Source organism: Arthrobacter sp. STN4, assembly GCF_024539665.1.
Lineage (GTDB): Bacteria > Actinomycetota > Actinomycetes > Actinomycetales > Micrococcaceae > Specibacter.
The window spans coordinates 162169-186600 of record NZ_JAKZGX010000003.1 but is presented as its reverse complement, the minus strand read 5'-3'; the positions used below and the strand labels follow the sequence as shown (position 1 = coordinate 186600).

The 24432-nt window shown below is 67.6% G+C and carries 25 protein-coding genes; 17 read left to right on the top strand and 8 right to left on the bottom strand.

Features of this window, described 5'->3' with window-relative positions:
* Positions 1-6: 6 nt before the first annotated feature.
* From MMF96_RS04305 to nucS, 3 genes are all read right to left on the bottom strand, one after another.
* On the bottom strand, positions 7-210 hold the full coding sequence (locus MMF96_RS04305; protein WP_256882662.1) for a cold-shock protein: 204 nt from the start codon (positions 208-210) through the stop codon (positions 7-9).
* Between the two features lie 102 nt (positions 211-312).
* The gene (locus MMF96_RS04300; protein ID WP_256882661.1) at positions 313-1557 is read right to left on the bottom strand and encodes an N-acetylglucosamine-6-phosphate deacetylase; all 1245 of its coding nucleotides are present in this window, start codon (positions 1555-1557) and stop codon (positions 313-315) included.
* Between the two features lie 66 nt (positions 1558-1623).
* The gene (gene nucS / locus MMF96_RS04295; protein ID WP_256882660.1) at positions 1624-2319 is read right to left on the bottom strand and encodes an endonuclease NucS; all 696 of its coding nucleotides are present in this window, start codon (positions 2317-2319) and stop codon (positions 1624-1626) included.
* 92 nt (positions 2320-2411) lie between these two features.
* On the opposite strand from nucS, the gene MMF96_RS04290 reads away from it, so the two are divergent.
* Both MMF96_RS04290 and MMF96_RS04285 read left to right on the top strand, forming a co-directional pair.
* A complete protein-coding gene (locus tag MMF96_RS04290) occupies positions 2412-2756 on the top strand; it encodes an ATP/GTP-binding protein (RefSeq protein ID WP_176616824.1) in 345 nt (114 codons plus the stop codon).
* A 10-nt stretch (positions 2757-2766) separates the two neighbouring features.
* A complete protein-coding gene (locus MMF96_RS04285; protein ID WP_256882659.1) occupies positions 2767-3561 on the top strand; it encodes an alpha/beta hydrolase in 795 nt (264 codons plus the stop codon).
* A gap of 64 nt (positions 3562-3625) precedes the next feature.
* On the opposite strand, the gene MMF96_RS04280 is transcribed toward MMF96_RS04285, so the two are convergent.
* Positions 3626-5095 carry an AI-2E family transporter gene (locus MMF96_RS04280; RefSeq protein ID WP_371130941.1) on the bottom strand — a complete coding sequence of 490 codons (1470 nt, stop codon included), beginning with the start codon at positions 5093-5095 and terminating at the stop codon, positions 3626-3628.
* A gap of 255 nt (positions 5096-5350) precedes the next feature.
* Here MMF96_RS04280 and MMF96_RS04275 point away from each other — a divergent pair, with 255 nt between their 5' ends.
* From MMF96_RS04275 to MMF96_RS04245, 7 genes are all read left to right on the top strand, one after another.
* A complete protein-coding gene (locus MMF96_RS04275; RefSeq protein WP_256882658.1) occupies positions 5351-7717 on the top strand; it encodes a hypothetical protein in 2367 nt (788 codons plus the stop codon).
* A 74-nt stretch (positions 7718-7791) separates the two neighbouring features.
* Positions 7792-8733, top strand: coding sequence for a tetratricopeptide repeat protein (locus MMF96_RS04270; RefSeq protein ID WP_256882657.1), 942 nt, complete (start codon positions 7792-7794; stop codon positions 8731-8733).
* Between the two features lie 99 nt (positions 8734-8832).
* The gene (locus MMF96_RS04265; protein ID WP_176616828.1) at positions 8833-9636 is read left to right on the top strand and encodes an ABC transporter ATP-binding protein; all 804 of its coding nucleotides are present in this window, start codon (positions 8833-8835) and stop codon (positions 9634-9636) included.
* The gene (locus MMF96_RS04260; RefSeq protein ID WP_256882656.1) at positions 9618-11201 is read left to right on the top strand and encodes a transporter; all 1584 of its coding nucleotides are present in this window, start codon (positions 9618-9620) and stop codon (positions 11199-11201) included. Before MMF96_RS04265 ends, MMF96_RS04260 begins: the two co-directional genes overlap by 19 nt.
* 161 nt (positions 11202-11362) lie before the next feature.
* Entirely contained in the window at positions 11363-12145 is a 783-nt protein-coding gene (gene nagB, locus MMF96_RS04255; RefSeq protein WP_256882655.1) for a glucosamine-6-phosphate deaminase, read from the top strand.
* 57 nt (positions 12146-12202) lie between these two features.
* Positions 12203-12535 carry a DUF3039 domain-containing protein gene (locus tag MMF96_RS04250; RefSeq protein ID WP_176616831.1) on the top strand — a complete coding sequence of 111 codons (333 nt, stop codon included), beginning with the start codon at positions 12203-12205 and terminating at the stop codon, positions 12533-12535.
* A gap of 102 nt (positions 12536-12637) precedes the next feature.
* On the top strand, positions 12638-14407 hold the full coding sequence (locus tag MMF96_RS04245) for a DEAD/DEAH box helicase (RefSeq protein ID WP_176616832.1): 1770 nt from the start codon (positions 12638-12640) through the stop codon (positions 14405-14407).
* 53 nt (positions 14408-14460) lie between these two features.
* On the opposite strand, the gene MMF96_RS04240 is transcribed toward MMF96_RS04245, so the two are convergent.
* From MMF96_RS04240 to MMF96_RS04230, 3 genes are all read right to left on the bottom strand, one after another.
* Positions 14461-14805 carry a GIY-YIG nuclease family protein gene (locus MMF96_RS04240; protein WP_256882654.1) on the bottom strand — a complete coding sequence of 115 codons (345 nt, stop codon included), beginning with the start codon at positions 14803-14805 and terminating at the stop codon, positions 14461-14463.
* Positions 14806-14968: 163 nt separating this feature from the next.
* Positions 14969-15589 (bottom strand): isochorismatase family protein, encoded by a 621-nt coding sequence (locus MMF96_RS04235; protein WP_256882653.1) that lies wholly within the window; start codon positions 15587-15589, stop codon positions 14969-14971.
* An 11-nt stretch (positions 15590-15600) separates the two neighbouring features.
* Positions 15601-16944: a nicotinate phosphoribosyltransferase gene (locus MMF96_RS04230; RefSeq protein ID WP_256882652.1), complete on the bottom strand. Its 1344-nt coding sequence runs from the start codon at positions 16942-16944 to the stop codon at positions 15601-15603.
* Between the two features lie 37 nt (positions 16945-16981).
* Here MMF96_RS04230 and clpS point away from each other — a divergent pair, with 37 nt between their 5' ends.
* The 8 genes from clpS to MMF96_RS04190 all read left to right on the top strand — a co-directional run bounded on the left by clpS (position 16982) and on the right by MMF96_RS04190 (position 23534).
* Entirely contained in the window at positions 16982-17287 is a 306-nt protein-coding gene (gene clpS, locus MMF96_RS04225; protein WP_176616835.1) for an ATP-dependent Clp protease adapter ClpS, read from the top strand.
* Positions 17280-17846, top strand: a complete 567-nt coding sequence (locus MMF96_RS04220; protein WP_176616836.1) for a DUF2017 domain-containing protein — start codon at positions 17280-17282, stop codon at positions 17844-17846. Before clpS ends, MMF96_RS04220 begins: the two co-directional genes overlap by 8 nt.
* An 83-nt stretch (positions 17847-17929) precedes the next feature.
* Positions 17930-18958 carry a glutamate racemase gene (gene murI, locus MMF96_RS04215; RefSeq protein WP_256882651.1) on the top strand — a complete coding sequence of 343 codons (1029 nt, stop codon included), beginning with the start codon at positions 17930-17932 and terminating at the stop codon, positions 18956-18958.
* On the top strand, positions 18955-19752 hold the full coding sequence (locus tag MMF96_RS04210; RefSeq protein ID WP_256882650.1) for an MBL fold metallo-hydrolase: 798 nt from the start codon (positions 18955-18957) through the stop codon (positions 19750-19752). The genes murI and MMF96_RS04210 overlap by 4 nt, the downstream gene beginning before the upstream one ends.
* A 150-nt stretch (positions 19753-19902) precedes the next feature.
* The gene (locus tag MMF96_RS04205) at positions 19903-20439 is read left to right on the top strand and encodes a hypothetical protein (protein WP_256882649.1); all 537 of its coding nucleotides are present in this window, start codon (positions 19903-19905) and stop codon (positions 20437-20439) included.
* A 36-nt stretch (positions 20440-20475) separates the two neighbouring features.
* Entirely contained in the window at positions 20476-21219 is a 744-nt protein-coding gene (gene rph / locus MMF96_RS04200; RefSeq protein ID WP_305144521.1) for a ribonuclease PH, read from the top strand.
* Positions 21216-21839, top strand: coding sequence for an RdgB/HAM1 family non-canonical purine NTP pyrophosphatase (rdgB, locus tag MMF96_RS04195; protein WP_256882648.1), 624 nt, complete (start codon positions 21216-21218; stop codon positions 21837-21839). The genes rph and rdgB overlap by 4 nt, the downstream gene beginning before the upstream one ends.
* A 201-nt stretch (positions 21840-22040) precedes the next feature.
* Entirely contained in the window at positions 22041-23534 is a 1494-nt protein-coding gene (locus tag MMF96_RS04190; RefSeq protein WP_256882694.1) for an NCS1 family nucleobase:cation symporter-1, read from the top strand.
* 92 nt (positions 23535-23626) lie between these two features.
* Here MMF96_RS04190 and MMF96_RS04185 read toward each other — a convergent pair whose 3' ends face one another.
* Complete coding sequence (locus MMF96_RS04185) at positions 23627-24337, bottom strand: DedA family protein (protein WP_256882647.1); 711 nt, start codon at positions 24335-24337, stop codon at positions 23627-23629.
* Positions 24338-24432: the final 95 nt, after the last annotated feature.

Genomic DNA, 24432 nt, shown 5'->3' with positions numbered 1-24432 from the left:
TACCTGCTACAGCGTTGAGACACCGGTGGCCTGCGGCCCCTTGGCGCCCTGGCCGATTTCAAATTCGACGCGTGCATTTTCTTCCAGCGACTTGAAGCCGGCGCCCTCGATTTCCGAATAGTGGACGAAGACATCGCCATCGGCATTGTCCGGGGTGATAAAGCCGAAGCCCTTTTCAGCGTTGAACCACTTGACGGTTCCCTGTGCCATTGTTTCTCCTCATAAATGTAATGCTCATGCAAGACAGCCTTCAGCATGGCATGCATCACATTTCTGGTCAACGAGACGACGCAATCATTACCTGGAAAGTAACTAATTCAACCACTTGCCGGCACGCATCACGTGCTGCAATGCCAGGGATTCGTCCACCACCAGGGCGTCGGCGCGCAGGCCGCGGCGCAGGGAGCCCACCTCATCGGTCAGGCCCAGCACTTCGGCGGGAACCGCGGTGGCGGAGCGGAGCGCATCCGTGAACTTGACACCGGCACCCACGGTGCGGCGCACCACGTCAAGCAGGGTTGCCGTGCCGCCGGCGATCGAGCCGGTGGCGTCAAGGGTGGCCACGCCGTCCTTGACCGTGACGGGCGAGGGGCCCAGCATGTACTGCCCGTCGGCGAGCCCCGCGGCCGCCATGGAATCGGTGACCAGCAGGATGTTGGCGGCACCCACCAGCGCAAACACGGTGTTGACGGTCTCCGGGTCCAGGTGGGTGTTGTCGGCCACCAGCTCCACGGCGGCGTGGCCTGCCTTCGCAGCGCGCAGGCAGGCGGCGACGGGGCCGGGGGAGCGGTGGTGCATGGGAGGCATTCCGTTGAAAAGGTGGGTCACTGTGGGACGGCCGGAAACGCCGTCGAAGCCGGTGGAGCCGAGGCCTTCGCGGGCCTGGGCGAGGGATTCGGCCGCCGTCGCGGTGTCGCAGTCGGAGTGGCCCACCGACGGGGTGATGCCGTGGGCGGTCAGCAGGTCCACGAGGTCGGCGGCGCCGGCCAGTTCGGGTGCGTAGGTCATGGTGGCGATGGTGCCCTCGCCGGCCTCGATCAACGCGGCCGTCAGCTCCAGGTCCGGCTCGAGCAGGAAATCGGGGTTCTGTGCGCCGCAGCGGGCGTGGGAGAGGAAGGGGCCTTCCAGGTGGATGCCGGCGAGCAGCCCTTCAGCGGTCATTTTCGCGTAGATGCCGATGCCCTTGAGAAGGTCCTTCGGCGCCGCGGTGACCAGGCTGGCCAGCAGCGTCGTGGTGCCGGCACGGTGCAGGAAGCCCACGGCGGTGCGGGCCGATGCCTCGTCGCCGCTGGGGAAGTCGCCGCCGTTGCCGCCGTGGTTGTGGACGTCCACGAGGCCCGGGATGAGGCGCTGCCCGGGGGGCAGGGTGATGATGTTGGCCGGGTCCAGCCCGGCGGGCTCAAAGCCGGGTTCGTCGAAGTGGTCGGCCCGGCCCGCATAGGCGATCCGTTCCCCCTCCACCGCCAGCAGGCCGTCCTCCACCAGTCCGTGGTCGGTGTGGACGGGACCGTGGATCAGGGTCTTGGCGGGCTGGGCCGCGTCAGTGGGTTCGCTCATGCGTCAAGTCTAGCCAGCGGCGCGTTGGGGGGGGCGGCGCCTGCCGCCGCCGGGGAGGCGAGGCTGCTAAAAGAGCCGCGAGGCGCTGTCGTCCACCCCGCGCATGGCGTCATAGTCCAGGGTTAGGCACTCAATGCCCCGGTCCGCGGCGAGCACGCGCGCCTGCGGCTTGATCTGCTGGGCGGCGAAGATGCCGCGCACGGGTGCCAGCAGCGGATCCCGGTTGAGCAGTTCGAGGTACCGGGTGAGCTGTTCGACACCGTCGATGTCGCCCCGGCGCTTGAGCTCGATGGCCACGGCGGCGCCCTGGGCGTCCCGCGCCAGGATGTCCACCGGCCCGATGGCCGTGAAGTACTCCCGGCGCACCAGCGTGAAGCCGCTGCCCAGGAGCTCGATCTGGGCCGCCAGCAGCCGTTGCAGGTCCGCCTCGACACCATCCTTGATCAGTCCGGGGTCGGTGCCAAGGTCGTGGCTGGACTCGTGGATGTGCTCGTGGACGTTGATGATGAGCTTGTCGTCCGCCTTGGTGGACTGCACCACCCACTGTTCCACCACGCCGTCCTCCAACTCGGCGTCGGCGGGCAGCACCGTGCGCAGCGTGGCCGGCGGGCTCATCCAGTTCAGCGGCTTGTAGGAACCGCCGTCGGAGTGGACCAGCACGGATCCGTCGGCCTTTACCAGCAGCAGCCGGATGGCCAGGGGAAGATGGGCTTTGAGGCGTCCGACGTAGTCGACGGAGCACTTGGCAATCACTAAACGCACGCCCTCCACAATAGCGGGTCTTCGCCGGTGGCAGCGGTGTGGGCCGGCGGCCTGGTTGGGTGCGGCAGGCACCCGTGCGGCACAATGGTGGCATGCCCCGCTCAAACCATCCGCGACGCCGTCGAACGTCCAGCTTGGGGCGGGCAGCGGGCGGGAAGGGCGCGGCGGCGGACGAAGAACTGGACCTGGACCGGGCGCGGCTGGGCATCCCCGAGCGGGAATCGGCGCCGGACGGCGAGTGGGCGGTGCGCACCATCACGGCCCGCAACGCGCAGAAGGTGTACACCTGCCCGGGCTGCAACCACCCCGTCCAGCCGGGCGTGGCGCACCTGGTGGTGTGGCAGGAGGATGCCCTGTTTGGCGCGGAAGCCGGGCTGCGCGACCGCCGGCACTGGCACACCAACTGTTGGCGGGGCCGCAGCTACCGTTACAGATAGGCTGGTAGGCATGGCACTTGACCCGGCAACCCTTGACTTTTCCACCCCCGGCGCACCCGTTGCGGTCCGTGCATCCACGGTGCTGCCCGCCCTGCGCGAAAACATTGAACTGACGACGGCGGACGGGCTCACCCTGGTCGGGGAGCTCGCGCTGCCGGCCGACGGCGTGGTCCGGGCCACGCTCATCACGCTGCACCCGCTGCCCACCCACGGCGGCTTCATGGACTCGCACGTCTACAAGAAGGCGTCGTACCGCCTGCCGGCGATGGCCGGGATTGCCGTGTTGAGGTTTAACACCCGCGGCACGTCGTCGCCGCGAGGCACCAGCGGCGGCGCATTTGACGACGGTGTGGGGGAGCGGCTGGACCTGGAAGCGGCGGTGCAGTTTGCCGTGGACCGCGGGCTGCCGAACCGGTGGCTCGTGGGCTGGTCCTTTGGCACCGAACTGGTGCTCAAGTACGGCGCGCTGGAGCCGGCGGCCTCCCAGGTGGAGGGCGCCGTGCTGCTTTCCCCGCCGCTGCACCGGGCCGGGGACGCGGACCTGGCAGCCTGGGCTGCCTTCGGCAAGCCGCTGGCCGTGCTGGTGCCCGAGTTTGACGACTACCTGCAGCCGGAGGCCGCGCGGGAGCGGTTCGCACTGGTCCCTCAGGCCCGGATGGTGGCCGTCGACGGCGCAAAGCACCTGTGGGTCGGGGAAAAATATGTGGTGCGGGTGCTGACCGAGATGGCCTCGACGGTCTTGGGGCGCAGCGTGGAACTGCCCGCCGCGTGGCAGGGGCCGGTGGCCGCCGCGCCCGCGGGATAGGCGGTGGCCGCCGCGGCGTCCACCCGACAGGGCGGCCGGGCAGCGCGGCGGGACACGCAGGCCGCTACATCTTGTCCTGCCGGATGATGAACACTTCCTTGACCAGCAGCATGACGGCCGCGGCGGTCGGAATGGCAATGAGTGCGCCCAGAACGCCCAGCAGGCTGCCCCCGGCAATGACGGAAATGACGGCGACGGCGCCCGGCACGGCCACGGCCTTCTGCATGATGCGCGGGGAGATGAAGTAGGCCTCGAACTGCAGGTAGGCAAAATAGCAGATGGCGTAAATGACGGCCGTCTGCCACCCGGCCGTCAGGCTGACGGCGATCACCACGACGGCCGCCAGCATGCCGCCCACCAGCGGAATGAAAGCAAGGAGCGCCACCACGAAGGCCAGCAGGACGCTGAAGGGGACGTGCAGGATGCTCATGACGATGAAGGCGAACACGGCATTGAGCACCGCAACGCAAACCTGGCCGATCACGTAGTTGCCCACGCCGCGGGTGATTTCCTCGCTGAGCTCCTCCACACGGGCCCGTTTCGACCGTGGCGCCAGGCGGTAGCCCCACTTCTTCATGGACGGCAGCGACGCCAGGAAATAGAGGCTCAGGACCAGCACGATCAAGGTGCCGAACAGGCCGTTGGCGATGGTGCTGCCAACACCCACCACGCCGCCAAAGATGCCGCCGACGGTCTGCGCGTTTTGGAAGAACTTGGCCACCTGGGCATTGATGGTGTCCACCACGTGGTACTGCACGTCCAGTTGATGGAACAGGTCCGAGCTGAGGAACTCATTGATCCAGCCGGGCGCCTTGACAACAAGCTGCGTTGTCTGGTCGACAATCGTGGGGATCAGCGTGGCGAAGAAGATGGCGACCAGGCCGAGGAGGACCACCAGCGCCAGCACAATGCCCAGCGGCCGGGGCACCTTCCGCATCTCCAGCCACCGCACCACGGGGTCCAGTCCCAGCGCAATGAACAGGGCCGTGACAATCCACAGCAGCAGCTGGGAGGTGTTGGCCATGATGTAGTTCAGGAACAGCGCAATTCCCACACCCACCGTGCCCATGAAGCCAAAATAGATGGGGTGGCGAAACATGCCGGCGGTCGGGGACAGCGCGGAACCGGCTTCGGTTTCGACACCGGCCCCGGCCGTTTCGGACGGCAGCGCGAAGCGCACGCGCGGCTGTGCGCCCGGAAGCGGCTGCCGGACCCTCTGGGCCAGCCAGGCGCGCCATCCCGGGGCTGCCGGACCCGCTGCGGGGACGGACGACGCCGGCTCCGGCCCGGGCGCCCCGCCCCGGCCCCCCGTCGGTGTTCCGTCGGGAGCGGTGCGGTTAGCCGTGGCGGGCCCGGGGCTGGCGGGCCCGTTGCTTTCAGTGCCGTTGCCGGCGCGCGGGGACGCCCCGTCTGCCGGGGACGGCACCCGGGGGGCGCCCGCAGCCTCCGGTTCCGGGCCGGCGTCGTTCCTCAGGGAGGCATGGTTGCCGGAGGGATCCGGTCCAGGTGCGTCGGATTCATGGGAAGAACTCAAGGGATGCTGCCTTCGTGTTCGGGAGTGTCAGGCCTCGCCAAAGCCGGGTTGTTCATGGTGAGTCGACAGTATCAGCGACAGGTCGCCCGGGATGGCCATTTCCGCCGCCCGGACAGGGTGCGCCAAGCCGTGCCGGTTGCCGTCCGGGGCGGTGCCGGGGATGAGAGTTTCCTCGCAAAACGGGGCCAAAGATAACGTTTCGGTTACCCTTGAACCAACGATCTTAGTAGTTTTCCGCCGATGTTAGGTATGTATTTGCGTTCCAAGATTGCAGTTGTCCTGGCCATTTTGGGCCTGGTGGTCCTCGGTTTGGGGATCGGCCAGCGCACCATCTGGCTCCCGCCGGCCACGATCACGGCCAGCGTCCAGGGCAGTGTTGCGCCTGCGCCCCTGACCGTGATCGGCCCCGACGTGCTCAACGCCAAGGACGGCAACTTCACGATGACCATTAAGGCCAAGGGCCCCATCCAACTGGCCGTTGGCCAGCAGCGGGACATCAGCGGCTGGGTGGGCAAGGCCGCGCACACCGACATTACGGGCGTGAACAGCGACTTCACGGCCCTGGCCGCCAAGGGTGTCGCCGGCGATGCCAAGGTTCCGAACCCGGCAGGCTCGGACATGTGGGTCAGTGAGGAAAAGGCCACCGGCGAGCTGAGCTACACCTGGCAGGCTCCGGGCCACGGAGACTGGGCCCTGCTCCTGTCCTCGGACGGCACGGCGCCGGCGCCCACCGACATTTCGCTCACCACGGACAACGACGCCGGGACCCCCTGGGCGGTGCCGTTGATGATCATCGGCTCGGCGCTGCTGGCGCTGGCTGCACTGCTGTTCTTCATCGCACCGCGCAGGCCGCAGGCCGCCGTGGCCGGGCGCCGGGCCGCGGGCCGGGCCCCGTCCGATGCCGCAACCGGCACGATGGAGGTGGAGAAGATCCTGGCAGCCCGCGAACAGGCTGCCCGGGCGCGGGAGCCAAAGCCGGCGACGATCGCCGATGCCCGCCGCGCCGCGCGCCGCAACGAAGCCGCGGTCCCGGTTGACGGCGCAGCCGCCCCGGCGGCCACTCCCGGCACGGAGGCGGGCACGGACCACGCCACTGCACTGCCGGGGGCAGTCCTGGGAGGTAGGCGCGGTACGGGTGCCGCGGCAACCACGGCCATCCCGCTTCCCGGCACGGCGCCGGCCGCCAGCGCTTCCGGTGATGAGAAGCGGGACGGTGCCGACGCCGCCTCCGACGGCGGCAATGAGGCAGTCAAGCCCACGGGCGGGAACAGGGACCGGAACGACGGCGGCGACGCAGGCACCTCCGCTGGTTCCGGAGCTGCCGCACAACAGCCTCCGGCCGGGGGATCCCGCTCGGCGGACAACGCGGGCGCAGGAGGCCCCGGCAGCGGGGCCGCGAAGGGGGCCACGACCGGCACGGCCAAGGGAGGCACCAAGGACAATAACGGGAAAGGTGCCAAGGGCACTGCCAAGACCGGCACCGGCAACAAGACCAAAAACAACACGAAGGGCGGCGCAAAAGGCAAGCCCGGGGCAGGGAAGAAGGAGTTCACGGCCGGGCCGGCCGCCGTCGTACGTCCTCAGGACCGGCGCATGTTGCCGGTGAGGCTGCGCTGGGGGGCTGCCGTTGCCACCGTCCTGGTGGCAGGAACCGTCGGGCCGGCCATGGCGGCCGACCCCACCACGCCCGCGGCCGGCCCCTCGGCGTCGTCAACGGCCAGCGTCTCGGCCACGGAAGGGGCAACCGTCGGGCTCCCCGTGCTCCTGGACAGCCAGGTGCAGCGGATCGCCGCGGCCGTGTCCACGGTGGTGGCCTCGGGCGACAGTGCCAAGAACGCCAAAGAACTTCAGTCCCGCGTCGCCGGAATGGCGCTGCAGGTCCGGGCGGCCAACTACAAGATCCGGTCCAAGGTGTCCACGCAGGCGGCCCTGGACCCGGTCCAAGGCACCCGGCTGCTGGCCCGGGTTGTGACGACGGACTCGTCGTGGCCGCGTTCAGCCATTTTTGTCACGCAGGGGGACGGCAACGCCCTGCCCCAGCTGCTGACCCTCGTCCAGGCCGGCCCCCGTGACAACTACAAGCTGGTCAACGCTTCGCCGCTGCTGCCAGGACAGACGTTCCCGCAGGTCGACAAGGAGGGCGCCGCCGGTGTTCCGCTGGATTCGGCCACCGGGCTGCAGATGAGCCCGAAGGCCGCCATTGCCGCACTCAGTGACCGGTTGACGAAGGCGGACAGTAAGTGGAAGTCCACGTTCAAGGACACCGTGTACATCCCGAGCGTGCTCAGCACGCAGGCGAATGTGCTCAAGGAAGCCAAGGACGCCAGCTACGTCTTCAGCCATACACCGGACCTGAAGTCGGCGCTGGCCATGCGCACGGCCGACGGCGGCGCCATGGTGGTGGTGGGCTACACCTTCGGCATTGATGCAACGTCAAAGGCGGAGGCAACCCTGACCATTGGCCCGGACGCGGCGGTCTTTGCCGGCGGCACGACCACCACCACGGGCTTCGTGCTGCAGTACGGCGAGCCGGTGGTCATGTACATTCCGCCGGCGTCGGCCAAGGGGCAGATCAGCATTGTCTCCGCCAACCGCAGCCTGGTGGGGGCCAAGTTCAAGTAACCGGGCTGTACCGTCAGTTTCGCCCGCGGCGTGATTCCAAAACGCCGCGGGCGCCGCAACGTTAGAGTGGGTCCATGAGCCAAAACAGTTCCATGCCTGCCGTACCGCCCTCCGGCGCCAACCTGCGCGGCGCCGTCGACCTCTCCGCCCTGAAAAACCGTGCCACGGCACCGGCAGGCGGTAACCGCGGCGGGTCCCCGTACGCAGTTGATGTCAATGAACAAAGCTTCCAGGAGTTCGTGGGCCTGTCCCAAAAGGTGCCCGTGGTGGTGTCCCTGGGGTCCAGCCGCTCCAACCAGTCGGCCGTCCTGAACGGTGTGCTGGAAAAGCTCATGAACGACTATGCCGGCAAGATTGCGCTGGGCCGCGTGGATGCCGACACGAGCCCCGGGATCGCCCAGGCGTTTGGCGTTGCGGCCATTCCAACGGTCGTGGCGTTGATCAACGGCCAGCCCGTGCCTTTGTTTGAGGGTGATCTGCCGGAGGAGCAGATCAAGAACTTCCTGGACGAATTGTTGAAGGTGGCAGCCACCAACGGGGTCACCGGAAACCTCGGTGGCGCCCCCGACCCTGCCGCGGCGGAGGCCCCGCCGCTGCCGCCCCTGCACCAGGCCGCCTTCGACGCCATCGAGGCGGGCGACCTGGCCACCGCGGAGGCAGCCTACGAAAAGGCACTGGCGGAGAAGCCGAACGACGCCGACGCGAAGGTGGGGCTGGCGCAGGTCCACCTCATGCGCCGTACGGCCGGTCTGGACGCGGCCCAGGCCGACGCCCTTCGCACACGGGCCGCGGGGGACCCGGACGATGTCGAGGCACAGCTGGCCATCGCCGACCTGGACGTCACGGGGGGCCATGTGGAGGACGGGCTCGCCCGGCTGGTGAAGTTCATTTCCCTCCACTTCGGGCCGGAACGGGACACCGTCCGCCTGCGCCTGCTCGAACTTTACGAGGTGGTGGGCGCCGCGGACCCGCGGGTCTCAGCCTCACGCCAGGCCCTGGCCCGGGCCCTGTTCTAGACCCGGCGCACCAAAGGCCGCCGGGTGCCGCCCCGGACCGGGCGGAATTCATCCTTTCGGATGGCGATCCCGGCGGCCCTGGCTTGTTAGTGTGGCGCCATGACTGAGATTGCGCCGCACCTGACGGAGCCCGCGGCAGCCGCCCAACGGCCACCGGCCCTGGCCATCCGGGGCCTCGTCAAGCGCTTCGGCACCAAGGTGGCAGTCGACGCCATCAACCTGGACGTTCCCGCGGGGTCCTTTTACGGTCTGGTGGGGCCCAACGGGGCCGGCAAGACCACCACGCTTTCCATGGCCACAGGGCTCCTGCGCCCGGACGCCGGCCAGGTGTGGGTGCACGGGGTCGAGGTGTGGGGCCGCCCACTGGAGGCGAAGCGCCTCATGGGCCTGCTGCCCGACGGCGTCCGCCTGTTCGACCGGCTCACGGGCGAACAGCTGGTCACCTACGCCGGGCTGTTGCGCGGCATGGACAAGGACACCGTGGCCGGGCGCGTCGCGGACCTGCTGGCCACCCTCGACCTGGCCAAGGACGCCGGGACGCTGGTGGTTGACTACTCAGCAGGGATGACCAAGAAGATTGCCCTGGCTGCCGCGTTGATCCACGCGCCGCGGCTGCTGGTCCTTGACGAGCCGTTCGAGTCCGTTGACCCGGTCTCTGCGGCCAACATCCGCGACATCCTGCACGGCTACGTCGATTCGGGCGGCACGGTGATTGTCTCCAGCCATGTCATGGACCTGGTCCAGCGCATGTGCGGCCACGTGGCCGTCATCGCCGGCGGGAACGTCCTCGCCGCGGGCACCGTGGAGCAGGTCCGCGGCGGGCTGAGCCTGGAGGACAGGTTCGTGGAGCTGGTCGGTGGCAGGAACCAGGGGACGGGGCTGGCGTGGTTGCGCACCTCCTAAGGCTGAAGCTGGCGCTGCTGCGCAACTCGCTGCGCCGCAGCCCCATGCAGCTTATTGGGCTGGCGATCGGCGCCCTGTATGGGCTGGGCGTGTTGGGCATGGTGCTGGTGGGCCTCGCCGTCCTGGGCACGCAGGGTCCCGGGACGATCGGGGTCGTCATTGTCCTGGCGGGCTCGGCCCTGTTCCTGGGCTGGCTGATCATTCCCGTGGTGGCCGCCGGGCTGGACATGACGCTGGACCCTGCGCGGTTCATCACCTATTCGGTTCCCATGACGTCGCTGCTGGCCGGGCTGGCGCTGTCCGGCTTCATCGGCATTCCGGGGGCCATCACGCTGCTGGCCTCCGTTGGCACGGCCGCCGCCTGGTGGCGGCAGCCCGTGGCCGCCGGTGCGGCGGTCCTGTGCGGGGCACTCGCCGCCCTGACATGCGTTGTCGCGTCCCGTGCCATGACTGCGGCCAGCGCCAGCCTGGCGTCCTCCCGCAGGTTCAAGGACCTCAGCGGCGTGGTCCTGCTGGTGCCCCTGCTCTTTCTCGGCCCGATCATCGCCGGTGTCACGGCCGGCGTCAAGGACCTCCAGGCGTATTTGCCCTCGCTCGCCAACACCCTGTCATGGACCCCGCTGGGCGCGGTCTGGGCCGTCCCTGCTGAGGTGGCGGCGGACCGTTGGGGCCTGGCCGGCGCGAAGCTGGCCATTGCCCTGGCGGCCACTGCCGCCCTGGCCTGGATGTGGAAGGCCTGCCTGGCGAAGGCCTTGGTAACGCCCGCCTATGCAGGAAACTCCGGACGCAGTGCCGGCAACATGGGCTTTTTCAGGCTGTTTCCGCCAACGCCTGCCGGCGCCGTTGCCGCCCGCAGCCTGACGTACTGGCTTCGGGATCCGCGCTACAGCGCAGGCCTGGTCATTGCGCCGCTCCTGCCACTGGTGTTTGTCTTTGCCGGCTCCCGGACCGGGGGGATTGGGACCCTGGGCCTGACCCTGGGGCTGGGCGGGGTGCTTGCCGCATTCCTGGTGGTGTGGAGCATCTCCTCCGACATTTCCTACGACAACACCGCCTTTGCGCTGCACCTGGCCGCCGGCGTTTCCGGGACGGCCGACCGTGCCGGCCGTGCGATGGCGGCAGCCTGCCTGGCGCTCCCGCTCGGCCTCCTGTACGCAGTTGTGGGGGCCGGGATGGCCGGTACGTGGGCGCCCCTGCCAGCCGTGCTGGGCCTGACCGTCGGGGTGGTTGGCAGCGGGCTGGGCCTGGCCAGCGTCTTTTCCGCCCGCTTCACCATGAACGCGCCGCTGCCGGGTGACAGCCCCTTGAAATCCAAGCCCGGCAACAACTTTTCCGCCATGCTCATCCAGATGGCCGGCTTTGCCGGTGTCGGCGTCCTGCTGCTCCCCGAAATTGTCCTGGCCGTCGTCGCGATGGCCACCAGGCAGCCCGTGTTCGGCTGGATGTCCCTGGCGTGCGGCATCGTCCTGGGGGCCGTGTCCGTGCTGGCCGGCATCCGGATCGGGGCCCGGATTTACGACCGCCGCGCGCCCGAACTGCTGCTTGCCGTTTCGGCTGACCGCTGACACTCGATAAGGTTGGTTCCAGCGAACACCCTTGTCCGGCGTAGACGCCCTGTCCGCCCCGATGCAGCCGCGTCCGGGCGGGCGGGGCGTTCCTGTCCGCCAAGGTGGCTCCACGCACTCCCACCCGCCGGCACGCCGGTGCCCTGAAAGGATCGTGTTTCATGGAGGTCATCATCCTCCCCAGCAGCAAGGAAATTGGCGCGCTTGCCGCGGACGCCATCGAGAACCTGGTCCGGAACAAGCCTGCCGCCGTCCTCGGACTGGCCACCGGATCCTCCCCTCTGCCTGTCTATGACGAACTGGCCCGCCGCCACGATGAGGAGGGCCTGAGCTTCACCCAGGCCCGCGGATTTGCCCTGGATGAGTATGTGGGCCTGCCCGCCGGCCATCCCGAGTCCTACCGTGAGGTGATCCGCCGGGAATTTACCAACCGGGTGGACGTGGCCCCGGAAAACGTGCGCGGCCCCGACGGCACGGCTGCGGACATTGCCGCTGCCTGCCTCGCCTATGAGGAGGCCATGCGGGCAGCCGGAGGCGTGGACCTGCAGATTCTCGGCGTCGGCACCAACGGGCACATCGGCTTCAACGAGCCAGGTTCCTCGCTGGCGTCCCGCACGCGCATCAAGACCCTCGCGGACCAGACACGCCAGGACAATGCCCGGTTCTTTGAGAACATCGACCAGGTCCCGCACCACGTGGTGACGCAGGGCCTGGGCACCATCATGGACGCCCGCCACGTGGTCCTTGTCGCCTGTGGCGCGGGCAAGGCCCAGGCCGTCCGGGACTTTGTCGAGGGCCCGGTCTCCGCCGCCTGCCCGGCCTCCGTGCTGCAGTTCCACCCGCACGCGACCATCCTGGTCGACGAGGATGCGGCAGCCAAGCTGGCCGGTGCCGCATCGTACCGGCACGCCTTTGCGAACAAGCCGGCCTGGCAAGGTCTCTAGACGGGGGCCGTGGGCGGGGCCGGGGCTTGGGCGTGCCGCAGGGGTGGAGAGGCTAGAATGGTTTCCATGAGCTTGCCACCAGATCCCTTCGAAAACGACCCCATGCACGGCCCCGGCCATACCGGCGGTTCCACGGCTGTCATTGAACGTGAGGAACTCCGCCAGGAGGTGGAGCCGGGCGACAGCGAACGGTTCTCGCACTATGTGCGCAAGGAAAAGATCATGGAGTCCGCCATGACCGGCGAACCCGTGGTGGCCCTTTGCGGCAAGGTCTGGACACCGGGCCGGGACCCCCACAAGTTCCCCGTCTGCCCCGAATGCAAGGCCATTTATGAGGGCATGAGCCCCGCCGGAGGCAAGGGCAAGGGCCCGAAGAATCCCAAGAAGTAACAGCAACAACAGCAGTTCCAAAGGTGCGGTTCCGTGCCTAGATTTGGCGTGCCCGGATAACGGGGATGCCCATGGAAGAAGTGATTTGATGGCGGGGAAATCGTGACGGAAACTTTGTTTGGGGGCCCGTCGCTGCCTCCCGCCTACCCGGAACGGGCAGCCTGGGGTACGGCACAGAAGCTGCGCGCCTGGCAGTCCGAGGCGATGGAGAAGTACTTCGCCGAAGCACCCAGGGACTTTCTGGCCGTGGCCACGCCCGGCGCCGGCAAGACCACCTTCGCCCTCCACATCGCCACCCAACTGATTGCGCGCGGCACCATCAACAGGGTCACGATCGTCACCCCCACCGACCACCTCAAGCGCCAGTGGGCGGATGCCGCGGCCAAGGTGGGCATCTCGATCGATCCCAACTTCAAAAACGCCGACGGCCGCCATGGCAGGGGCTTCATCGGCGTCGCCGTCACTTACGCACAGGTGGCGAGCAAGCCGCTGCTGCACCGGGCCAAGACCGAAGCCGCCCGTACCCTGGTGATCATGGATGAGATCCACCACGGCGGGGACGCCCTGTCCTGGGGGGACGGCATCCGCGAGGCCTTCGACCCGGCCACGCGGCGGCTGGCGTTGACCGGCACCCCGTTCCGCTCCGACACGGCACCCATCCCGTTCGTGGAATACGCCCAGGACCGTGACGGCATCCGGCGCTCCAAGGCCGACTACACGTACGGGTACGGGGAGGCCCTGAAGGACCATGTGGTGCGCCCCGTCATGTTCATGGCCTACTCCGGCCAGATGCGCTGGCGAACCAGTGCCGGCGAGGAAATGGCCGCCACCCTGGGCGCGCCCGTCACCAAGGACATCACTTCGCAGGCCTGGCGCACGGCGCTGAACCCGGCCGGTGAGTGGATCCCGGCCGTCCTGGCCGCCGCGGACAAACGCCTTACCGAGGTCCGCCGCGCCGTGCCCGACGCCGGCGGCCTGGTCATTGCCACCGACCACGAGGACGCGCGGGCCTACGCCGGGCAGCTGAAGAAGATCACGGGGGAATCGCCCACCGTCATCCTCTCCGACGACGCGAAGGCCTCCGACAAGATTGACTCGTTTTCCGCTGGCGAGAAGCGCTGGATGGTGGCCGTGCGCATGGTGTCCGAAGGCGTGGACGTGCCACGCCTGGCCGTGGGCGTGTATGCCACCTCCACCGCCACGCCGCTGTTTTTTGCCCAGGCGATCGGCCGCTTTGTGCGTGCCCGCAGGCGCGGGGAGACGGCATCGGTGTTCCTGCCCTCCGTGCCGAACCTGATGGAACTGGCCAACCAGCTGGAGCTGGAGCGCGACCACGCCCTGGACCGGCCGGACAAGGACCCGGACGGGTTCATCACCGATGACGAGATGGAGGAGGCCAACCGCGAGGAGAAGGCCTCGGACACGCTGGAGAAATTCAAGTTCGAGGCACTCGAGTCACAGGCGTCCTTTGACAAGGTGTTGTTCGACGGCGGCGAATTCGGCGCCGGCGGGGAAATCGGCTCCGACGACGAACTGGACTTCCTCGGCATCCCCGGACTGCTCGACGCCGAACAGGTGGGGGTGCTGCTGCGCCAGCGCCAAGCGGACCAGCAGACGCGGCGCCGGGGCAAGGCCGCAGCGGCACCACAGGCGGAAGCCCCCGCTGTGGTGGACCACCGGATGCTCATGGACCTGCGCCACGAACTGGCCAAGAACGTTTCCGCCTGGAGTGCCCGCTCCGGCATGCCGCACGGCATGGTGCACAGCGAGCTGCGGCGCATTTGCGGGGGACCGGCGGTGGCCCAGGCCAACGAACCGCAACTGCAGCAGCGCCTGAAAAAGCTCCAGGACTGGTTCGTCGGCCGCAAATAGCGGCCGCCGGTGCTCGAGCAGCGAGCTCTGCGAGCGCGTCGAGACCCGGTTGGTTACAGCGTGGTCAGACAGGGGTCCGCTTGCCGGGACTTGGCCTGGGACAATGCGGGCAGGTCCGCAACACGACCCTCAACCAAGGCTTCGCGCTTGGCCCTGCCCCAGCCTTGAATCTGTTTTTCCAGGGCGTATGCGGCGTCGACACGTTCGGTTTTATGGGCCCACACCAAGACGACGGGTCTGCGACGTCGCGTGTAGGTGGCACCCTCCCCGGAGTTGTCCTGGAAAAGCCGGCGCTCCAAGTCCCACCTACTGCCGACGTAGTACGAACAGTCATTGCATTTCAAGATGTCATTGCATTTCAAGATGTCATGGCATTTGAAGATATGGACATGTGGCATGTTCACATTCTCGGTCCCTGCCGATCAACCGTCGAGGGTCGTAAGCGGGATTGTGGACAACGCACTCGACACGGCTTCCGGTGGAGGGATCGACGCTTGGTTGGACTCGGTGCGGTCCGGGTCCCGGATCGCGAACACCGGGCTCGCTGCTCGAGCAGCCGGGCTATTTGACCTCGACGCCGGCTTCGGCGAGTTCCTGGAGGGCCTCTTCGCTGGCGTCCGCATCCACCCCGGCAACGTAGTCGCGCAGCACCGTGGTGCCGTAGCCGGCGTTGATGGCATCCAGGGCGGTGGCGCGGACGCAGAAGTCGGTGGCGAGGCCCACCACCACCACGTCATCGACATCGTTCTCGCGGAGCCAGTCGTCCAGGCTGACATCCGCCCCGGCGGCCTCCGGGTCGGCAGGCTCATGGGCCTCGCGTTCACCGACCATGACCTCGTCTTCCGGGGCCAGCAGGCCGTCAAAGCCGGAATAGCCGGCGTGGTATTTGCCCTTCCGGAAATAGGCGTCGATGTCCTCGGTGTCCAGGTTGCGGTGGAGGGCGGCGCCCTTGGAACCAGCCAGGCAGTGCACCGGCCAGCTGGTGCGGAAGTCCGGGGTGTCGGAGAAGTGGCTGCCCGGGTCGATGTGCCAGTCCTGGGTGGCCACGATGAAGTCAAAATCGCGCGATTCGGAGATGAGCTCGCTGATCTCCGAGGCGAGATCGGCCCCGCCTTCCACGGCGAGCGAGCCGCCTTCGCAGAAATCGTTCTGCACGTCCACGATGATCAGTGCCTTGGCCATGCGTTGCTCCTTTAGTTCCGTACGGTGGAGGGCTGGATGAATTCGGTGGGGATGACGGGCTCGCCGCGCTGGAGCCGGCGCGCGGCTCCGGGCAGTTCCGCCATGGACGCGGCGTGGCGTTCGGTGGCCCGGCGGACGCCTTCCGCGCCGGTCCAGCCGGGCGCCAGCACGCCGTCGTGCATGAACTCCTGCACCAGCGGGCGGTCGTTGCCGTCGTTCCCCGGCATGTCGCCGATCCCCACCATCTCGGCGGTGGCCAGCCCGCGCTCATTGAGGCGGCGCAGGGCAAACTTCTTGCCACCCACGCTCGCCTTGTTCTTGGCGGCCTTCGCCACCGGGACAAATTTGCCGTCATTGCCTTCGCGGGAGACCAGCTTGTAGACCATGGAGGCCGTCGGCGCGCCGGAGCCGGTCACCAGGGAGGTGCCCACGCCGTAGGAATCCACCGGCGCGGCGGCGAGAGCCGCGATGGCAAACTCGTCCAGGTCGGAGGTGACGGTGATGCGCGTGTTGACGTTGCCCAGCGAATCGAGCAGCGCGCGGACGTCGTGGGCCTGGGCGAGGAGATCCCCGGAGTCCAGCCGCACGCCGCCCAAGGCGGGGCCCGCAATGGCCACTGCCCTGCGGACGGCCGCTTCGACGTCGTACGTGTCAACGAGGAGGGTGGTGCCGGCGCCCATGGACTGGACCTGGGCGCGGAAGGCGTCGTCCTCCGAGTCGTGCAGCAGGGTGAACGAGTGGGCGGCGGTGCCCTGGGTCAGGACGCCGTAACGCAGCCCGCACTCGAGGTTGGAGGTGCTGTGGAAGCCGGCGATCACGGCCGCGCGGGAGGCGGCCACGGCGGATTCCTCGTGCGTGCGCCGGGAGCCCATCTCGATGCAGGGGCGGGAGCCGGCGGCGGTGATCATGCGCGAGGCGGCGGAGGCTATCGCGGAGTCGTGGTTCAGCGTCGAGAGCACGTACGTCTCCAGGATGCAGGCCTCGGCAAAGGTGGACTCGATGGTCAGGATGGGGGAATTCGGAAAGTACAGTTCGCCCTCTGCGTAACCGTAGACATTGCCGGAGAAGGAAAAATCGGCCAGCCACGCCAGCGTCTCGTCATTGACCACCTTGTTCTGCGCCAGGAAGTCCAGCTCCCGGGCGCCAAAACGGAACGCCGCCAGCCCCTCCAGGAACCGGCCGGTCCCGGCCACAACCCCGTAACGGCGCCCGTCCGGGAGCCTGCGCGCGAACGCCTCGAACACGCTGCGGCGGTGGGCGGAACCGGAATGCAGGGCGGCCTGGAGCATGGTGAGCTCGTAGTGGTCCGTGAACAGGGACGTGCGGGGCTGTCCCCAGCTTGATGCATAAGTCACGGAATTCACTTTAGTGGCGCAACACTAGAATGGTCACATGAGTGTCAGCACAGCCCCGGAAACTGATCGGGACCAATCCACACACGAACTCACTTCCCCTGACATTCCCTGGGAGCTGATTGTCTGGAACGACCCCGTGAATTTGATGAGCTATGTCAGTTACGTATTCCAAAGCTATTTTGGCTATTCCGAAGCAAAGGCCGCTGAATTGATGATGCAGGTCCATACCGAGGGGAAATCGGCCGTGGCACACGGTGCCAAGGAAAAAATGGAGGCCCACGCGGTGGCCATGCACGGATTCGGCCTGTGGGCCACGGTCCAGAAAGGCGGCGGACGTGGCTAAGGCCTTCAATGCCGGCCGCCGCGGCGTCACCGGATTCCTCGAACCGGCCGAGCGCGACCTCCTGCGCAAGCTTTTCGCGGACATCATCACCATGCTCGAACCGTCCCGGCCCGCCCACGAGGACCCGCTCGCGGCACTCATCGGACTGGACATGGACGTCACCGTCCCCACCGACCCCGCCCTCCTGCGCCTCCTGCCGGACGCCGTGAAGGACGACGCCGAAGCCTCCCTCGAGTTCCGCCAGCTCACCGAGCGTTCCCTGCGGGAAACGAAGATTGGCGCCCTGCGGGCGGCCACCCTGGACCTGGAGAAGGACAAACTGGTCCTGGATGCCGAGGCGGCCCGGCTGTGGTCCCGGGCCCTGAACGACGTCCGGCTGGTCCTGGCGCAACGGCTGGAAATCAAGGACGAGGACGACGCCGAGCGGGTGCACCAGGTGCAGGACTGGGGCGAGGCGGAGGACGTGGAGAGCTACCTTTCGCTGGTCTACAACTTTGTTTCGTGGCTGCAGGAAAGCCTGGTCCAGGCCATGCTGGCGGGGCTGAAGGGCAGCAAATAAGTGCCGGGCTGGGGGCGCTGTGACAAAACAGACGCGAGCAAAAGTACCCGGCCGTCGGCTTTGGCATCTATTCTGAAACGATCATGAGCACATTGCCCCGGGGACCCCTGACCACAGCCCTGCCTGGTGCCGCGCAGCCCCTGGCAGACCGCGCCATCGGCATTTTCGACTCGGGGGTGGGCGGACTGACCGTGGCCCGCGCCGTCATCGACCAGCTCCCCAACGAATCCATCCTGTACGTGGGCGACACCGCCAACGGACCCTACGGCCCGCTGCCCATCGCCGAGGTCCGGGCCAACGCCCTGGGCGTCATGGACGAACTCGTTGACGCCGGCGTGAAGCTGCTGGTCATTGCCTGCAACTCCGCCTCCGCCGCGGTGCTGCGCGACGCCCGGGAACGCTACACGGCCCGCTACGGCATCCCCGTCATCGAAGTCATCCAGCCCGCCGTGCGCCGGGCGGTTGCCGCCACGCGTACGGGCAACGTGGGTGTCATCGGCACGGTGGCCACCGTGGGCTCGCGCGCCTACGAGGATACCTTTGCGGCGGCGCCGGACCTGTGCATCACCTCGGTGGCCTGCCCGGACTTTGTGCGCTTTGTGGAATCCGGGGTCACGGCGGGCCCCGAACTGCTCTCCACGGCCGAGGCCTACCTGGCCCCGCTGCGGGAGGCCCGTGTGGACACCCTGGTGTTGGGCTGCACGCACTACCCGCTGCTCACCGGCGTGATCTCCTACGTGATGGGCGACGGCGTGACCCTGGTCTCCAGCGCCGAGGAGACGGCCAAGGACGTCTACAAGGCGCTGGTGGGGCACGACCTGGAACGGCTCTCCGACAACCCTCCCACGCACACCTTCCTCTCCACGGGCGACGCCGGGCAGTTCGGCGTCCTGGCCCGCCGCTTCCTGGGCCCGGAGGTCCGGGGCGTGGAGCAGGCAAGCCATGTCTCGGCGCACTATCCCACCGGCTCGATGGCCCTCATCACCCCGGACATGATCGCCGCCGCCCGTGCGGCGGGCGGCCAGGCCGGCCCGCGCATGTCCAATTTTGTCTTGCACCAGCCTGCGGGCAGGCTCTCCGTTCCGGAAGCTGCGGCTGGGGAACGCACATGAAACTGACGATCGTGGGGTGCAGCGGGTCCTTCCCGGGCCCGTCGTCATCCGCATCCTGCTACCTGCTGACCGCCCACGACGGCGCCCGGCCCTGGCGCGTGCTGCTGGACCTGGGCAGCGGGGCGCTGGGCGATGTCCAAAAGTACATGGACCTGGAGGACATCGACGCGATCTTCCTCTCCCACCTGCACCCGGACCACTGCATGGACCTGTGCGGGCTGCACGTGGCCGTGCGCTGGAACCCCCACGGCTGGCACCGCGGGCGCATCCCCGTCTGGGGCCCGGAGGCGACGGCGGACCGGCTCGCCACCGCCTACGGCCTGGAACTGGACCCGGGCATGCGCGAGGAGTTTGACTTCCAGCCGTGGCAGGCGCTGGAGCCGGTCACCGTGGGCCCGTTCAAGGTCATCCCGCACCCCGTAAACCATCCCGTGGCGGAGGCATACGCCCTGCGGGTGGAAACCATCGAATATGACGGAACCGGTGTTGACCGGGAGATCGTTGTTGCCTATTCGGGGGACACCGACGCCTGCACGGGACTGGAGGACGCCGCCCGGGATGCCCACCTGTTCCTGTGTGAGGCGGCCTTTGAAGAAGGCCGCGACGACCACATCAAGGACGTGCACCTGACGGGCAAGCGGGCCGGGGAAGCAGCCGAACGCGCCAACGCCCGCAGGCTCCTGCTCACGCACATCCCGGTCTGGACCGACCCCAACACCGTGGTGGGCGAGGCCCGGGGGGTGTATTCGCGCGACGTTTCCGTCGCCGTCGCCGGGGTCCACTACATCATCTAGGCCCTGAAGAATCATCCCAAATGATCATGATTGGGCGGGCCGGGTCCGATAGGCTCGGGGCTACCGATGCACAAGACTTGGGGGCGTCTGACGGTTGCTTGACAGGACCGGCGGGACCGCCAAGGCCGTTCCCAGCAAAAGGACAATGCCATGAGCAACATGCCGATGCCCAGCTACAACCCAGAGTGGTCCAAGCAGCCCGCCGTGGCGGCCCCGGTCAAGCCCAAGCAGGTGGGCTGGGCCTTCCAGCTGATCCTGGCCGCAGCCCTCCTGCAGGTCGTGGCCGCCATCTTCGGCATTGTCTATGCCACCTCGGACTCGTTCCGTGCCACGGCGCATGCGGCCATCGAAAAGCAACACCTGCCCAACACCACCGGCCGTGACCTGGTGTCGGTCACGGTGGCCACGACCATCGGCTTCCTGATCGTCTCGGCCGTGGTGGCGGTGGTCGTCTACATCATCATTGCCCTGTTCATCAACAAGGGTGCCGGCTGGGCGCGCATCACCGGACTCGTGCTGGCAGTGGTCTCGCTCTCCCAGCTCTTCGGCCTCCACATGCCCGCCGGGATCTTCTCGATCCTGCAGGTGCTGGCCGGCATCGCCGCCATCGTCCTGTGCTTCATCAAGCCGGGATCACTGTTCTTCACTGACATGAAGAACTTCAAGCAGGCCAACAAGTTCCGCTAACCGGCCGGGGCCCTGCGGGCGGATAGGCTTGTCAGCATGACTTCCACGCAGACATTGCGCGCCGACGGGCGCACCAACGACCAGCTCCGCGACATCACCATCACACGCGGCTGGTCCAAGCAGGCCGAGGGCTCGGCGCTGATCGAATTCGGCAACACGCGCGTGCTCTGCACCGCGTCGCTGACCGCCGGCGTGCCGCGCTGGCTCAAGGGCGAAGGCACCGGCTGGGTCACGGCCGAATACGCCATGCTGCCGCGCGCCACCAACACCCGCAACTCCCGCGAGTCCGTCAAGGGCAAAATCGGCGGTCGCACGCACGAGATCTCCCGGCTCATCGGCCGCTCGCTGCGCTCCATCATCGACACGAAGGCGCTCGGCGAAAACACGATCGTCCTGGACTGCGACGTCCTGCAGGCCGACGGCGGCACCCGCACCGCGGCGATCACCGGCGCCTACGTGGCGCTGGCCGACGCGATCGCCTACGCCAAGGAGAACAAGCTGATCGCCAAGAACGCCCAGCCGCTCATCGACACCGTCTCGGCCATCTCCGTTGGCATCATCGACGGCACCCCCATGCTGGACCTGCCCTACGTGGAGGACGTGCGGGCCGAGACCGACATGAACGTGGTGGTGACCGGCTCGGGGAAGTTCGTGGAGGTCCAGGGCACCGCCGAAGGCGCGCCGTTCGACCGGACCGAGCTGAACCAGCTCCTGGACCTTGCCTTGATCGGCACCAGCCAGCTGGCCGAGATCCAGCGCGAAACGCTCGGCTCCAAGTGAGCGGCCCGCGGCTGGTCCTGGCGACCCACAACCAGGGCAAGCTGGGTGAGCTGCGCGAGCTGCTCCGGGGCCAGGTGCCCGGCCTGGACGTTGATGTGGATGTGGTCGACGCCGGTGCCGTGCAGGCGCCGGACGTCAAGGAAACCGGGGTCACCTTTGCGGAGAACTCGCGGCTGAAGGCCCATGAGGTGGCCAGGTTCACCGGGATCCTGGCCATTGCCGACGACTCCGGCCTGGCAGTGGATGTCCTGGGCGGCGCGCCCGGGATCTTCTCCGCCCGGTGGGCCGGGAAACACGGGGACGACGCCGCGAACCTGCAGTTGCTGCTGGCCCAGCTCGCCGACATCGACAGCGCACACCGCGGCGCCCGCTTTGTGTGCGCCGCGGCGCTGGCCGGCCCGGACGGCGTCCTGGACATCGTGGAGGAGGGGACCCTGGAGGGCACCCTGCTTTCGGAACCGCGCGGCAGCGGCGGCTTTGGCTATGACCCCATCCTGCAGCCGCTGGGCCTGGCCAAGTCGTGCGCCGAACTGACGGCGCAGGAAAAGAACGCCATCAGCCACCGCGGCCAGGCCTTCCGCGCCCTGCTCCCGCACATCGTCAAGGCACTCGCGCGGTAATTCCGGCGCCCCGGGCAGGGCGGCCCAGACGTCCAGATTTTCACATTATGAAAATGTAATATCCCCTTGTGGAATCAATGTGATTCTGCCTACACTTTCAGGGTGGCCTCAACGATGAGGCCGCCCGAGAGTGATTGGCCCAGCATCATGAAAATCGAACCCGCCACCCCGCTGCACGATGAAACAGTCAGGCGCGCTCACATGGACCGCGTGCTGCACTACCCGCCGAGCGGTGAAGTGCCCGGGCTGCCCCGGATCAGTGCCACCCTGTACAACCAGGACCTGGCCCCGACGAAAAAAGAGGGCCGGCACTGGTCGTCGTACAGCATCTTCGCACTCTGGGCCAACGACGTGCACAGCCTGGGCAACTACGGCTTCATACTCGGCCTGTTCGCCTTGGGCCTGGGAGCCTGGCAGATCCTGCTCGCGCTGGCCATCGGCGCCGCACTGCTGTTTTTCCTGCTGACCTACTCCGGCTTCATGGGACACAAGACGGGCGTGCCCTTCCCGGTCATGAGCCGGATCGCCTTCGGCATCCGGGGTGCGCAGCTGCCGGCAGCCATCCGCGGTGCGGTGGCGATCGTCTGGTTCGGCATCCAGACGTACCTGGCCACCCTGGTCCTTCGGGTCATGCTCATCGCCATCGCCCCGGGATTCGGGGCATTGGACCAAAATTCCTTCCTCGGCCTCTCAACACTTGGCTGGTTGACCTTCCTCTTCCTGTGGGTCATCCAGGTGGTGATCGTCCGCTACGGCATGGACATGATCCGCAAATATGAGGTTTTCGCCGGCCCGGTCGTCCTGTTTACGCTGATTGCACTGGCCGTCTGGATGTTCTTCAAGGCCGGCCTGTCCATTTCCTTCTCCACCAGCCATCCGCTCACGGGAGGCGCCATGTGGCGCAGCATCTTTGGCGGCGCCGCGCTCTGGGTGACCATCTACGGCACCTTCGTGCTGAACTTCTGCGACTTCACCCGCGCCTCCAGGTCCCGTAAGTCGATCGCCAGGGGCAACCTGTGGGGCATCCCGGTCAACACGATGCTCTTTGGCGTCATTGCGGTGGTCATGGCCGGTGCACAGTTCAGGATCAACGGCCACATCATTTCCAGCCCCTCCGACATCGTGCAGGCCATCCCCAACACGCTCCTGGTGGTGCTGGCCAGCCTGGCCCTGCTGGTGCTGACCATCGCCGTGAACATGATGGCCAACTTCGTGGCGCCGGTCTACGCACTGAACAACTTCTTCCCCAAGCACCTCAACTTTGCCCGGGCCAGCCTGATTTCCGCCATCATCGGCCTGGTCATCCTGCCGTGGAACCTATACAACAACCCGGTGGTGATCGTGTACTTCCTGGGCGGCCTGGGTGCACTGCTCGGCCCGCTGTTCGGCATCATCATGGTGGACTACTGGCTGATCCGCAAGGCCCGCGTCAACGTTCCGGCGCTCTACACGCAGCAGGATTCCGGGCCGTACTTCTACCGGCAGGGGGTCAACCCGCGGGCCATCACCGCCTTTCTCCCGGCCGCCGTCATTGCCATCGTCCTTGGCCTGGTGCCGTTCTTCCACGACATTGCAGACTTCTCGTGGTTCTTCGGCGCCGGCATCGCCGCAGTGCTCTACTACTTCCTCGCCGGCCGCAGCCGCCAGTTTGAGGAAGTCTCCGGGGAGCCCATCGCCGTGGCCAGCACGCATTAACCTTTCCCACGGCCCCCATGCACGACGGCGGCCCCCGGCTTGGGTGCCGGGGGCCGCCGTCGTGCATGGCCGGGGTTGGTGCCGGGCGGGCGCTAGGCCTTGGACGCCCTGCGGTTGGCGAGGAACGCCTTGGTGAGCTCGGTGATGATGGGGATGACGGAGAGCAGCACGATGGCGATGAAGATCAGGTCGATGTTGTCCCCGACCCAGCTGTACTGGCCAAGCCAGAAACCGAGCAGGGTCACCCCGATGCCCCACAGCGCGGCGCCGATGGCGTTGAATCCGATGAAGGTGCGGTACGGCATTTTCGCCACCCCGGCGATGACCGGGACAAAGGTGCGCACGATCGGCACGAACCGGGCCAGGATGACGGCGCGGCCGCCGAACCGTTCGAAGAAAGCATGGGCGCGGGCCACATGGCTTTGCTTGAAAAGGCGTGAGTCCGGCTTGTTGAAGATGGCGGGCCCGGCCTTGTGCCCGATGAAAAATCCTGTCTGGTCGCCAATGAAGGCCGCCACGAAAATGCACAGGGCGAAGAACGGAAGGGGGATGTCCAGGGCGCCCGTTGCGACGAGCAGCCCGGCCGTGAACAACATTGAATCGCCCGGCAGGAAGAACCCCACCAGCAGGCCGGTCTCGGCAAAGACAATGCCGCAGACCAACAGGATGATCCAGGGCGCCAGCGCCGGGTCGCGCAGGAAGACGTCCGGGTTGAGCCAGGGGGGAAGGATGCTCAACGTGGGGGCAGGGCCGTGGCCCATAAGGGCGGGCAGGGCGAATTCACCCAAGGCTGAAAGTATCATCGTTACAGATTACGGTACGGGCCGCACCGGGGCCCCGGTCCGTGGGCGGGAACACACCGTAGGCGCGCAGGAGGCGCGTCGGGCACCGGGCTCCG

Coding starts and splice junctions, on each gene's coding strand:
- MMF96_RS04305 (WP_256882662.1), bottom strand. CDS start 210: ATGGCACAGGGAACCGTCAAGTGGTTCAACGCTGAAAAGGGCTTCGGC.
- MMF96_RS04300 (WP_256882661.1), bottom strand. CDS start 1,557: ATGAGCGAACCCACTGACGCGGCCCAGCCCGCCAAGACCCTGATCCAC.
- MMF96_RS04290 (WP_176616824.1), top strand. CDS start 2,412: ATGCCCCGCTCAAACCATCCGCGACGCCGTCGAACGTCCAGCTTGGGG.
- MMF96_RS04285 (WP_256882659.1), top strand. CDS start 2,767: ATGGCACTTGACCCGGCAACCCTTGACTTTTCCACCCCCGGCGCACCC.
- MMF96_RS04270 (WP_256882657.1), top strand. CDS start 7,792: ATGAGCCAAAACAGTTCCATGCCTGCCGTACCGCCCTCCGGCGCCAAC.
- MMF96_RS04265 (WP_176616828.1), top strand. CDS start 8,833: ATGACTGAGATTGCGCCGCACCTGACGGAGCCCGCGGCAGCCGCCCAA.
- nagB (WP_256882655.1), top strand. CDS start 11,363: ATGGAGGTCATCATCCTCCCCAGCAGCAAGGAAATTGGCGCGCTTGCC.
- MMF96_RS04250 (WP_176616831.1), top strand. CDS start 12,203: ATGGTTTCCATGAGCTTGCCACCAGATCCCTTCGAAAACGACCCCATG.
- MMF96_RS04240 (WP_256882654.1), bottom strand. CDS start 14,805: ATGCCACATGTCCATATCTTCAAATGCCATGACATCTTGAAATGCAAT.
- MMF96_RS04235 (WP_256882653.1), bottom strand. CDS start 15,589: ATGGCCAAGGCACTGATCATCGTGGACGTGCAGAACGATTTCTGCGAA.
- clpS (WP_176616835.1), top strand. CDS start 16,982: ATGAGTGTCAGCACAGCCCCGGAAACTGATCGGGACCAATCCACACAC.
- murI (WP_256882651.1), top strand. CDS start 17,930: ATGAGCACATTGCCCCGGGGACCCCTGACCACAGCCCTGCCTGGTGCC.
- MMF96_RS04210 (WP_256882650.1), top strand. CDS start 18,955: ATGAAACTGACGATCGTGGGGTGCAGCGGGTCCTTCCCGGGCCCGTCG.
- MMF96_RS04205 (WP_256882649.1), top strand. CDS start 19,903: ATGAGCAACATGCCGATGCCCAGCTACAACCCAGAGTGGTCCAAGCAG.
- rph (WP_305144521.1), top strand. CDS start 20,476: ATGACTTCCACGCAGACATTGCGCGCCGACGGGCGCACCAACGACCAG.
- MMF96_RS04190 (WP_256882694.1), top strand. CDS start 22,041: ATGGACCGCGTGCTGCACTACCCGCCGAGCGGTGAAGTGCCCGGGCTG.
- MMF96_RS04185 (WP_256882647.1), bottom strand. CDS start 24,337: ATGATACTTTCAGCCTTGGGTGAATTCGCCCTGCCCGCCCTTATGGGC.